Here is an 11,579-nt window from a genome sequence, read left to right on the forward strand (position 1 = left end):
TTGTTCCATAACTTTAATTGTTTGATAATCATAAAGTTACAAATAATAAATCAACTAACCTACTGATATTCAATATATTAATGCCTTATATAAGATTGTTTTTCAATTAAATTTAAACAGCTTCTTAGTTTTGGTTAATAACTTCCCCTTTGTGTATTTAAATAGATCTTATTTACTTTCTGTCTTCGATTAGCTTTTGTGCTATCTGTTCACCCAATTCAGCGGCTTTGTTTAGTACTTCCGGTGTTGGAGCCATCTTCATTTCTACCGGTTCACCAATCTTTTCCCATGCTAACTTTTCGGTCAATGCAGTCATTTTCTTGATTGATTGTATTGCCCATGTACATGATCCGAACAGTGATAGATATCTATTTTTCACCTCTCTAAGTTCGATGAGATGGATGATATGCTCCATTGGAGAGAATAGGTTGTTGCAATATGTTGGAGCCCCGAGTACTATTGCTTTGTATCTGAATACATCCCTTAGTATATCTGAAGGATCAGAGCTTGTGAGAGAGTGTACGACTACATTTTTGATTCCCTTCTTGGCAATTGCTTGAGCTATTGTATCTGCAAGTATCTCAGTATGTCCATACATTGATCCGAATATGATACATGCCCCTTCATATGCTTCATACTTTGACAATCTATCGTATACTGCCATTGCTTCCGAGAAATGAGCTTTTGTCCATACCGGGCCATGAGTAGAGCATACATAGTCAATTTCGATAGGATTGTCTTGCAGTTTTTTGAACACCTTTTGGACGAATGGGCCAAATTTGCCTACGATACATGCATAGTATCTTTCCATTTCGTACCAGTATTTATCGATATCCATATCCTTATCGAGGATGTGACCGTCGAGTGCTCCAAAAGTTCCAAATGCGTCAGCAGAGAAGAGCACCTTGTCATGCTGTTCGTATGTAAACATTACTTCCGGCCAGTGTACCATTGGTGCCATGATGAAGCTGAGCTCTCTCTTACCTATTTTGATAGACATACCCTCTTCTACTTCTACCAAGTTTTCGGTTATCCCATGATATCCATTGAGCATATTAAATGTTTTCTTATTGCCAATGATTTTTATATCAGGGTACTTCTGCTTGAGCAAACCGATTGATCCGGAGTGGTCCGGCTCCATATGATCGACAACGAGATAATCGATGGGTCTTCCTTTTAGTATCAAGTCTATCTTATAGAAAAATATGTCGCTATAACATACATCAACTGTATCTATAAGAACAACTTTTTCATCGACAATCAAGTATGAGTTGTATGATACTCCCTTGTAGAGAGGCCATACATTTTCGAACTTGGCCTTTGCTCTGTCGTTGACGCCAACATAGTAGATTCCTTCTGTAATCTGAGGTATTTCAAACATAATGATCTTACTTTATATCTAATTATTCTTTTAGGTTTTTTCTATAGTCTGAACAGGTATTCATAATAGTTATGATTCTGTTATTTGATAAGCTGTTCTTTTGCCTTAGTCACAGCGTTGTACACAAAATATATTCCCAATATGACGAGTGGAATGCTTAGTACCTGTCCCATATTGAGTCCAATTTTGTTGACCAAATCTATCTCCCAAGGCTCTTGTACAAGTTTTAGCATTTCAACAAAGAACCTCGAGCCAAATACACCGATTAGGAATATTCCCACAATCATGCCATTGTATTTGGCAGTTATATTTCTCTTGAAATAGAGCCACATGCACAGACCAAATATAACAAGATAGATAATGGCTTCATAAATTTGAGTTGGATGTGCCGCCGGAAGGGTATTGATGACTTGATTGTAGATATCCGGGTGCATCTTTTGCATTTCGGATATGCCTCCATTTTTGGCTATTAGCTGACTGACGTCACTTGACTGTCCAACAATAAACTTCCAGTATTCATTTGATCTTAAGAATCTAAAACCCCAAGGCATAGTTGTGGCACGACCGAATATTTCGCTATTCATGAGATTCCCCATCCTAATCATAGCTGCTACAAGTCCTACCGGTACTGCCAGTCTGTCTAATCCCCATAGCCAACCTTTGTGTGTAACATTGCGAGAGTATAGCCACATCCCGAAAAGTAGTCCCAATGCTCCTCCATGGCTGGCCAATCCACCTTCATGTATTGCAAGTATTTTGATTGGGTTGGCAAAGTAGTATGCGGGATCGTAAAAGAGTACATGACCAAGTCTTGCCCCAATTACGGTACACAGGAATACATAGATTGCCATTTTCTGAATCCACTTTTCCGGCAAGTGTTCCTTTTTCCATATTCTCTCTTCTATCATTGGCCCAAATATGACCAATCCGATAGCGAAGAGCACACCGTACCACCTGATTTCTTTTCCAAAGATGGTAAATATATTAGGGTCTACATTCCAGTTTATCATAACTCTTATGTCTTGGAGTTTTAATTCTTAATTGTGTTTTGGATTATACAAGCTTGCTAATCCATTCGTCGCGGTCTCCCGGAAGAAGATCTATCACCGGTATCTCGGGAAGTGTATATGATCCCGGATTGAGGCGTAGAGAAGCTCGAGCTGCAGCTACCATTATCTGAGAAGTGAGGGCCGGGTTGTTGATCTTCATATCAAATTCGATTATTTGGTTGTGTGTCGATCCGCTTACCCCTTTTCTAATCATATGGACTCCATGACCTACGTCTTTTAGTGCATCGATGGACTCTACAGCTATTACATGAGTCTCATCATGGGCAAAGTAGTCGTCTGCTTTTACCCTTTTGGTAACCTCTTGAAGACTGTGTCCCTCTTCGAGCTCTACATATAGCATTCTTCTATGTACAGATGTTCCTAATGGGATGGTCATTGAAAGAGCATCTTTGACTCCTTCGATTGCTTTAGCTGCAACGGAGTGTCCCATGCTCATGCCGGGTCCAAAATTGGTGTATGTGATTCCTTTTGGTGCAATGGCTTGCATCATTGTACGGACAATCGAGTCGCTTCCAGGATCCCATCCGGCAGATAGTACAGCCACGGCTTGATGATTTTTAGCCTCTTTAGCTAATTGTTTGCGAAGTTGAGCTATCTCTGTATGGATATCAAAACTATCAATTGTATTGATTCCTTTGGCAAGGTATTTTGGTGCCTCTTCGTAAACACTTCTACTGGGGACTGCAAGGATAGCTACATCCACTTTGCCCAGTTCGTCTATATTCTCTACTTGTTTAATGTGTGAATAGCGTTCGGGAAGGGGCTTGATGCTTCTTCTAACCAATCCTGCCAATTCGAAATCTTCGGCTTCGTTGATGGCGTCGATAGCATAACTTCCAATGTTTCCAAAGCCAATAACGGCTGCTCTAATTTTTTTTAAGTTCATATTTCAGGATAAATACGTTTGAGTATAAGTTCGTCCACAGTTCTTTTTGGCACATGGTGAATGTCGTTATCATCACGATAATACTTCACATCTGCGTATGGCAACATATCATCTATGACGACATGTTCGGCAGGTTTGCCCAGCGCAACAACAGCCAATGGAAATTGGTTTTCCGGCAAGTCAAAGTATCTTGTCATATCTCCTTGGCTAAAGCTAAGCATGATGCAACTTCCAAAGCCATCTTCACATGCAGAAAGTGTAATGGCTTCCAGTTGCAATCCTTCATCATATCTCCCTGAAGCAGCTACATCTGTATCAAGTATTTGTACAATATAAGCTGTGGGTCTTTCACCTTTTTTGGGTCCTTCCCATTCCGGCATATATCCTGCCCATGTGACCATCTCGGTGAGCTTATTGCATTTCTCTGGTTGCGAAACGATAATATATTTTAGGGGTTGAACGTTTCGCATACTTGCTGTATATCTTGCGTTTTCTACCCATTCTTCAAGTTTTTCTTCGGGGATGCGAACATCTTCTTTGAATCTTCTATAAGTGCGATTTCGCATCAAAAGCTCTCTAATCATATGATTGAATAAATTGATTTATCAACTTCAAAATTACATAATATACTCCAATTGCCTTTATTTTAAGATAGATATATCCATATATATACTCTATAATAGTTAGTTGAGATCGTTGAAAAGTCTTCTTTAGGTACACCGGAGGTTCGTTTAATAGAGCTTTTCAATGCAGTTTGTATTTTCAAAAGGTGTGCGAGGTTAAATTATCATTTCATTGAATAATTGGAGTTATCGACATAGAGATTGCACTTATGCACATTGATTGATTAGAGTATGTTGATGAAGTGCTTTACTCTCAAAAGTATGAGCAAATCTATTTACTCTTGACAAGTATCTTAGTCATTGTACAATATAGTTGCTCCTGTTTCGTTTAATAGATATAGTGAGCTCTATAACATTGTGTTATCATTTTATAAATGGTTGGAGTCTTGCCTTCGTACATAGCCTGCTATAGGTCTGTAGTTAGAACCTCAGACGGGTAGGCAGGGTTAAGACTTTTCGCGTTGTTGGAGCATATGTTTTATCAAACCATTGTTGCCTATGCATGATATCTACAATTATTGTTCACCTTCGATGGCGAATATTTATGATTCAGACGATTTTGTCTCTTCTCAAGAGCTAAACAATCATCTTTTGGAGCATGCACATACTTTGAGTGTTCTGAAGCATTTGTCAAGGATGTTGTAACTTTGTGCTTTGGAAGTAGCATTTTCAAGTCCGTTCTATTGATGAAGTTTTTGATTGGTGCTACTCCTTATCCATAAAATTAATTAAAGATGAATACAATTGTTTCGCCCTCATTGTTATCAGCTGACTTCCTTCACTTGGAAAAGGAGATTGAGATGATTAACAATTCCAAAGCTCAGTGGCTTCATATTGATGTCATGGATGGAGTCTTTGTCCCTAACCTTTCGTTTGGCTTTCCCATTTTAGAAGCTATTCGTCCGATTATTAAGAAGCCTCTTGATGTGCATCTTATGATTGTCGAGCCGATGAAGTTTGTCGATCAGTTGGCAGCTCTTGATGTTGACACGATGAATATCCATTATGAGGTGAGTCCTCATCTTCACCGTTCGCTTACTGCTATTCGCAAGGCCGGTATGAAGGCTGCGGTTACACTCAATCCACATACACCGGTTTGTCTGGTTGAGGATGTTTTGGAAGAGTTGGATATGGTTCTCCTTATGAGTGTTAATCCCGGTTTTGGTGGTCAGAAGTTTATCGATCATACTTTGGAAAAGGTTGCCAAGCTCAGAAATATGATTGATAAGCGAGGTTTGAAGACCTTGATAGAGGTGGATGGTGGTGTCAATGCCACTACCGGTGCAAAACTTGTGGCTGCCGGTGCCGATGCTCTTGTGGCAGGAAGCTATGTTTTTGGAAGTGAAGATCCGCAACAAGCTATAGAAGGGCTGTACAATCTTAAGAGATAAATTATCTTTATTACTAAAAGGACGCCGTGCATTGTGGCTTACATTAGCCATGATGTGCGGTGTTTTTCTTTATGGTGCTTACCCTTCAATCTATTTGCCTTGTCTGTTGTGGGGCAGTTTTATTCTATCTGTTTCTGCTTATCTCATTTATGGAACTCGTCGTAGGTCGTCCTTTATTTCCGACATACTCTACCTTTTTTTAGGCTTCGTGTTGGGAGCCTCATTGTCTTATGTCTTTACTTTTAAGAAGCGTCAGCTCCCTCCCGGGGAGGTGGTGGATGTGACACTTCATATCCGTTCGTTCGGTACTCTGAGACCCTCCGGTATGCGTTATTATTGTCATGTGCTTGACTGTTCAGATCCTATTCTAAAGGGACACAATTTGGCTTTTTACTCCGGGGAAGATGATTTACTTCCCGGTAGTTTGATAAAACTGAAGGTCAAACTAAAAGGTATATCATCATTCTTTGATCAAGAAGAAGGGAAAGCCGATTTGCATGGGTATGGTCATTGGTTATTGTCGAAGGGAATGTCGGGTAGTGCTTATGCCTTATCTGATGTCGTCTATCTTGGCAGTGATGACTCTTCTCTTAAAGTTAAAGCTTTGCTAAGCAACCTTAGTTTGCGAAGATCTTTCTCTTCTTTGCCTCTTGATGCCTTCTCAAAGGAGTCTCTTCTCTCCATGATTTTGGGGCGCGGAGGAATGCAAAGTGCCCATGAATCCGATGTGTCTATGTCTTATCGCAATTGTGGAGCTTCTCATATCTTGGCAGTTAGTGGGTTTCATCTTGGTGTGGTAGCACTGTTGATTTATCTGCTGACCTATCCTCTTCGTTTATTTTGTGTCAGACTTCCCAATTTGATTATTCTTGCTGCGGTTTGGTGGTTTAGCTGGATTTGCGGCCTTTCGCCTTCAACGATACGGGCAGCTTTGATGCTATCGATTTATTATATCTCTTTTCTTCTTCCATATCCCGGTGACACGCTCAATATATTAGCTGTTTCTGCCATGATTTTGTTGTTTATCAATCCTTATATGGTTTATGATTATGGTTTTGCTTTGAGCTATGTGAGTGTTTTGTCTATCCTTGTCTTTATGCCCTTGCTCAGGTCTTTTGTAAGTCTTGAGAATCCTTTGATTGATTATCTATGGTCTCTCTTTTTGGTTGGAGTGTCGGTGCAGCCATTGGTCCTGCCTCTGTGTCTTTACTTCTTTGGTAGTCATGCTTTGTTAGGGGTCATAATGAATCTTCCTCTTGCCATTCTGTCTACGCTGATGATTCCCCTCGGGGTTTTGAGAATGCTGATAAGCTTTTGCTCTATTCGAATACCTTTACTGGATCAAGCCTTGTGTTATCTTGCTGAGGTAAATACCTCTTTGCTTAAATATTTTACATCCTCATCTCTTCCTCAGATTGAGGGGCGATTTCCTTTTTTATTGGTGGTTATATTATGGCTTATGTTCTTAGGGATTGCTACTTATTGTCATATTCGACTAATTGAGAAGCAATCTTCTTGGCTAGTACCTTCTCGTCCTCAGTTGTCATAAGTTTGTTTGCACAAATGATGATATCTGCTTGTTGGTATATAGGAGCTCTCAAAGCCATTCCTTCTTCTACATGTTTAAATAGCTCTTCTCCGCTTTTGTCTTTAACACTGGGCCTTGTCCTTTTACACAATTCGAGCCTTTGTGTCAATATTTCGTTGCTGACCTCCAAGTATATACTTATTCCGCAGGTTTTGATTATCTCCATATTGTTATAAAAACAGGGAAGTCCTCCGCCCGTAGCGATAATGGATTGAGTCATACCCGACAACTCTTCTATCACCATATGTTCTCTCTTTCTAAATGTCTCTTCCCCCACCGTTTTGAACATATCCTGTACTCTTTGTCTGAATCTATTTTCGATAAAGAAGTCCGTATCGATGAAGTTGAAGTTTAGTTCATCGGCAAGTTTTCTTCCAATTGTGCTTTTCCCGGATCCCATGTATCCGATGATAAATATAGGTTTGTCTCCCAGCATAGGTACGATTAAGTTATTACGGTATGATAGTTATACCTTTCTATATTGACTAAATTATCTTTTAAACATTCTTGGTGGGGTATGCAATCCTTGAGTGATACATTGTCTTTAGCTTCTCATTAAACACCTCTTTGCAAACCTTGATGTCCTTAAAAGATATTGGTGCGTCGTTGAGTAGTCCGTCTTGGACAATTGTGTCAACTATACGATTGATAAGATTCTTGATATTCTCTTCGGTATATTCTTTGAGACTTCTTGACGATGCCTCTACTGCATCGGCCATCATAAGAATGGCTGTTTCTTTGCTAAATGGATTGGGTCCCGGATAACTAAATATATCTTCATTGACTTTTTCCCCGGGGTGCTCATTGCAATACGAATTGTAGAAGTATTTTGTCAAGCCCTTGCCGTGATGAGTTCTAATGAAATCAATAATTTGGTCGGGCAACCTGTTCTTTTGTGCCATGGCGATACCATCTGTAACATGTTTGATGATAATCTTGGCACTTTCGTCGTATGGCAAGCTGTGGTGGGGATTGACACTACCCTGATTCTCTGTAAAATACTGTGGGGCATTCATCTTACCAATATCGTGATACAGTGCCCCTGTCCTTGTAAGAGGTGCGTCTGCTCCAATTCTTATAGCAGCCTCAGTTGCCAATATCGACACTTGGAAAACATGTTGGAAGGTTCCCGGAGCTCTTTCCGACAGCTCTTTTAGCAGAGGCGAATTCATATCGCCGAGCTCCACCAAACTGATGATAGAAAGGTATCCAAATCCTCTTTCGATAAGATAGATTAGGATATATGAGAACATAAGGAAGATCAAGTTTATACCAAAGTAGATGATATAGGTAATATCTTTTGTTATGTGTGTACCCTTTCCCCAGAATTGAAATACGATGTATACAATTACATAAGTCAAGAAGACAAGGAATGAAGCTCTAATGATATCCACCCTTGTACGAAGAGTCCTAAGACTGAATACACTTACAAATCCGGCCAAGACTTGTACCACAATAAATTCGTATTGATATGGTACAAATAGGGCTGCTGAGAGGATGCAGATAATATTGGAGAATATGGCCGTTCTTGAGTCAAAAAACACCCTTACAATCATTGGTACCATTGCAAATGGAATGATGTATAGGTTGAATAATTGCAGGGATGTGTTGACGATTGTTATACCTATAAGTATAAGAAGTAGCATGACCAGAAGAATTGTATTTCTTCTCTTATCCATAAATTGTGGTCTGAATATGACGAAGTACAGCCAAAATGCCATAAATAGGAGTCCAATAATTACAAAGGTTGCCAAGAAGACAATAGTCTTGTCTGTGGTTCCCATTTTGGATTGGTAGCTAATCTTATAGGAGTTGAGAATATTGAAGATATGTGCATCGACAATCTCCCCTTTGTCTACAATGCGTTCTCCTTTTTGAATAATCCCAGTCGAAATCGAGAGCTTTCTCAATTCATCGGAAGTCACTTCGCTGGTCAGTTCACTATTGTATTTAACATTTGTCCAGAGAAGCTCTGCTATATTCATTTTCTTAAGAATGTCACTGTCAATCCCTTTTGGTGCATCCTCCAAGATTGCAAGGTAAGCCTCTTTGACCGTCTTGAAGATGGTGATAGGAACCCTTTCGACAATCCCTTTTTGTGGCAAATTGAGCATCACCTCCAATTGATCTTGCTCTCTTAGATTGTGTTTGGTCTCTTCGTCCATAAGACCCGTCTCGTATGTTTGACGAAGCATATCTTCAACATAGTTGTAATACTTGTCGCTGATATGCTCTCCCTTTTTGAAGGTGTCAAACTTTATTTTCCATTGATTTATTGCTGCATTGAGGGTATCAGCATTTAAGTTGTAATAGGGCATCTGCCGCTCACAGAGGCTGTCTTGCTCAGCGGAGAGATCTGCATCGGTCTTAAGAATGGGAAAGTCATAAGGAGCTGTCAGAAGGTCATATTGCCAAGGTTTGCCTTCTGTAAATGTATATTGAAACTTCTGGTCCTTGGGCGCAATAAATGCAATAATAAGGGCCGTAATAAGGAACATCAATAAGGATTGAATCGACTTACTGAGTTTGTTGATCTTAATACTGTCGAAGCTTATTTTTTTCATACCAATTGTTATTGTTGTTGTGAGCTATAGCTCTTTGACTTACACATTGGTTACAAAGATAAATTATTAAACCCAAAGTCTTATTAGACCTTTTTTATGGTGCTATTGACCGTAATAAGTCAAAACATAGAGCCAAGTCTAATGCCATATTGGACTTTATTACATTCCTAAGTTCTTGACAATCATTTGTTGAATAATTGCTCTCATTGGGAACGATTGATTATTTCAGTACCTTAAATCGTATGAGAAAGAGTCTTATTGTTTTATTCTTTATTATCAGTTCGCAATTATATTCGCAAACTTTAGTTTTCAATGAATTGATGGCTCGTCCTCAAAAAGGAGGAGCAGAGTATGTCGAACTTGCCAATTTGTCCGATCATCCAATCTCTTTGGATGCTTTTTCTTTGTCTTTACTTGCTAAGGATGGTACTACCAAAGGGAAGCGACATTCCTTACCAAAAGGGATATCTGTACCTCCTTTGGAGTTGTTTGTGCTAACAGAGGATAAACAAGATATTCTCTCTCGATATCCTAAGGCTTCTGAGAGTTTGGTTTTTGAACTTGATAGCTGGCCGAGATTATCAGACAATGGTTGTACAATTGCCCTTTTGGAATATGATTCGGGAAAGCACATAGTCCATGATTATGCTTCTCACACCAAGGCATTGTATCCCTATGGATTGAAGAGCGCATATGGTTATGCACTCGAAAAGAAGAGCCCATCTCTCAAGAGTCATGTTTTATCCAATTGGGCTGTACCTCTGGAGAAACCTTATGCTTCACCTACATGGTCCAATAGTATTGCCTCGTCAGAAGATGGTGAATGGATAGAGGATGAGAATACTGACGAATTTTCTTCTGATAAAGATGCCGATGATGGCTTTAGTCCCAAAGATCTTGCACATATGATTGTTTCACATGACTGCCCTGTCTTGAGTGTGGTCTATGATTTGAGGGGACTGCAGCAAAAGCGTTTTGGAGACTATCAGACTCGTCTTTGGGCCAAAGGGTTACTTTCTCGAACCTCTTTGTCTCGCCTGATGGGACTAAAGAGTGGGTTGTATATCTTATACGTATCTCTAAAGGATGCAGATCATTATTCAACCATGATAAAGATAGTAGACCAATAGTTGAAAGATTAGATAAAGATCTCGTAAGGATATTCTACATTCCAAAGATAAAGACCATTGGCGGGAGCTGAACTTCCGGCCATACCTCTGTCTTTTGATGCGATAATGGTGTGCATATCTTTGGGCTCTTTCTTTTCTCTTCCTATCTCAAAAAGAGTCCCCACGATTGCCCTTACCATATTCCTTAAGAACCTGTCAGCCGTAATGGTAAAGACATGGCAATCTGTTATGTAAGGATGAGGGGCCCAATATGCCTCTCGGATATGACAGATAAAGGTTTTTACATCTGTCCTTACCTTACTGAAACATTCAAAATCATCATACTCCAGCATTATTTTGGCTGCCTCATTCATTTTTTCAAAGTTTAGCTTTAGGTGGGTCTTGAGCATCAGCTCTCCAATGAATGGGTCTTTGGTACTTGTAATGAAATATTTGTAGGTCCTTGCTGTCGCGGCAAATCTGGCATTTGTCCCTTCTACGACCGGTACAATCCTATGAATACTAATGTCTTTTGGCAATAGTCCATTGAGTCGTGGTACTAATCCTGCAGCTTCAGCAGTATTGATATCTGCATCAAAATGTGCAACCATTAGTTTGGCATGTACTCCTGCATCGGTCCGTCCTGCCCCAATGACATCCGTCTCTTTTCTTAGAAGGAGCGAAATATCTTTTTCAAGTTGCTCTTGTACAGTGATTGCATTGGGTTGATTTTGCCAACCACTATAGTTGGCACCATTGTAAGAGAAGTATATAAAGAATCGCATTCTTATGAGTTGTCTGTTTTATATAACAAGGGTTGTTTCAATATATCGCATAGATTTTGATACTGTCCCGAAAAAGTGTGTAAGACTCAAGACTGTTATCTTTGAAAAAAACAAAATAAAACGATAAACCGTATGAATCTTACACGAGTACAAATTAAAGAAATTATTTCGAATTGTCTGTC

Annotated in this window: 10 protein-coding genes; 3 read left to right on the forward strand and 7 right to left on the reverse strand. The window is 39.6% G+C overall.

All coding sequences use genetic code 11. From position 1 onward, the window contains the following. Nucleotides 1–172: 172 nt before the first annotated feature. The 4 genes from ACFO3G_RS05240 to ACFO3G_RS05255 form a co-directional block, all read right to left on the reverse strand. Nucleotides 173–1,381 (reverse strand): FprA family A-type flavoprotein, encoded by a 1,209-nt coding sequence (locus ACFO3G_RS05240; protein ID WP_380078648.1) that lies wholly within the window; start codon nt 1,379–1,381, stop codon nt 173–175. An 80-nt stretch (nt 1,382–1,461) separates the two neighbouring features. Continuing rightward, a complete protein-coding gene (gene lgt, locus ACFO3G_RS05245) occupies nt 1,462–2,391 on the reverse strand; it encodes a prolipoprotein diacylglyceryl transferase (protein ID WP_380078650.1) in 930 nt (309 codons plus the stop codon). Nucleotides 2,392–2,434: 43 nt separating this feature from the next. Continuing rightward, on the reverse strand, nt 2,435–3,337 hold the full coding sequence (locus ACFO3G_RS05250) for a diaminopimelate dehydrogenase (protein WP_380078652.1): 903 nt from the start codon (nt 3,335–3,337) through the stop codon (nt 2,435–2,437). Then, nucleotides 3,334–3,921 (reverse strand): nitroreductase family protein, encoded by a 588-nt coding sequence (locus ACFO3G_RS05255; RefSeq protein WP_380078654.1) that lies wholly within the window; start codon nt 3,919–3,921, stop codon nt 3,334–3,336. The genes ACFO3G_RS05250 and ACFO3G_RS05255 overlap by 4 nt, the downstream gene beginning before the upstream one ends. 773 nt (nt 3,922–4,694) lie before the next feature. Here ACFO3G_RS05255 and rpe point away from each other — a divergent pair. Together rpe and ACFO3G_RS05265 are read left to right on the forward strand one after the other, a co-directional pair. Next, nucleotides 4,695–5,351: a ribulose-phosphate 3-epimerase gene (gene rpe, locus ACFO3G_RS05260; RefSeq protein WP_380078656.1), complete on the forward strand. Its 657-nt coding sequence runs from the start codon at nt 4,695–4,697 to the stop codon at nt 5,349–5,351. Nucleotides 5,352–5,382: 31 nt separating this feature from the next. Continuing rightward, nucleotides 5,383–6,900, forward strand: coding sequence for a ComEC/Rec2 family competence protein (locus tag ACFO3G_RS05265; RefSeq protein WP_380078658.1), 1,518 nt, complete (start codon nt 5,383–5,385; stop codon nt 6,898–6,900). Here the strand turns inward: ACFO3G_RS05265 and ACFO3G_RS05270 are convergent. Then, complete coding sequence (locus ACFO3G_RS05270) at nt 6,827–7,375, reverse strand: shikimate kinase (RefSeq protein ID WP_380078660.1); 549 nt, start codon at nt 7,373–7,375, stop codon at nt 6,827–6,829. The genes ACFO3G_RS05265 and ACFO3G_RS05270 overlap by 74 nt on opposite strands. A 61-nt stretch (nt 7,376–7,436) precedes the next feature. Further along, nucleotides 7,437–9,503, reverse strand: a complete 2,067-nt coding sequence (locus tag ACFO3G_RS05275) for an HD family phosphohydrolase (RefSeq protein ID WP_380078662.1) — start codon at nt 9,501–9,503, stop codon at nt 7,437–7,439. Nucleotides 9,504–9,745: 242 nt separating this feature from the next. Between ACFO3G_RS05275 and ACFO3G_RS05280 the strand changes: the two genes are divergently transcribed. Next, nucleotides 9,746–10,633 (forward strand): lamin tail domain-containing protein, encoded by an 888-nt coding sequence (locus ACFO3G_RS05280; RefSeq protein WP_380078664.1) that lies wholly within the window; start codon nt 9,746–9,748, stop codon nt 10,631–10,633. Between the two features lie 8 nt (nt 10,634–10,641). On the opposite strand, the gene truA is transcribed toward ACFO3G_RS05280, so the two are convergent. After that, complete coding sequence (gene truA / locus ACFO3G_RS05285; protein ID WP_380078666.1) at nt 10,642–11,397, reverse strand: tRNA pseudouridine(38-40) synthase TruA; 756 nt, start codon at nt 11,395–11,397, stop codon at nt 10,642–10,644. Nucleotides 11,398–11,579: the final 182 nt, after the last annotated feature.

The organism is Falsiporphyromonas endometrii (genome assembly GCF_042654485.1).
GTDB classification, from domain to species: Bacteria; Bacteroidota; Bacteroidia; order Bacteroidales; family Porphyromonadaceae; genus Porphyromonas; species Porphyromonas endometrii.

What these genes read in the sequence shown, in the direction of transcription:
- ACFO3G_RS05250 (WP_380078652.1), bottom strand. Translation starts at nt 3,337, where the DNA reads ATGAACTTAAAAAAAATTAGAGCAGCCGTTATTGGCTTTGGAAACATT.
- ACFO3G_RS05240 (WP_380078648.1), bottom strand. Translation starts at nt 1,381, where the DNA reads ATGTTTGAAATACCTCAGATTACAGAAGGAATCTACTATGTTGGCGTC.
- ACFO3G_RS05255 (WP_380078654.1), bottom strand. Translation starts at nt 3,921, where the DNA reads ATGATTAGAGAGCTTTTGATGCGAAATCGCACTTATAGAAGATTCAAA.
- lgt (WP_380078650.1), bottom strand. Translation starts at nt 2,391, where the DNA reads ATGATAAACTGGAATGTAGACCCTAATATATTTACCATCTTTGGAAAA.
- rpe (WP_380078656.1), top strand. Translation starts at nt 4,695, where the DNA reads ATGAATACAATTGTTTCGCCCTCATTGTTATCAGCTGACTTCCTTCAC.
- ACFO3G_RS05270 (WP_380078660.1), bottom strand. Translation starts at nt 7,375, where the DNA reads ATGCTGGGAGACAAACCTATATTTATCATCGGATACATGGGATCCGGG.
- ACFO3G_RS05280 (WP_380078664.1), top strand. Translation starts at nt 9,746, where the DNA reads ATGAGAAAGAGTCTTATTGTTTTATTCTTTATTATCAGTTCGCAATTA.
- ACFO3G_RS05275 (WP_380078662.1), bottom strand. Translation starts at nt 9,503, where the DNA reads ATGAAAAAAATAAGCTTCGACAGTATTAAGATCAACAAACTCAGTAAG.
- truA (WP_380078666.1), bottom strand. Translation starts at nt 11,397, where the DNA reads ATGCGATTCTTTATATACTTCTCTTACAATGGTGCCAACTATAGTGGT.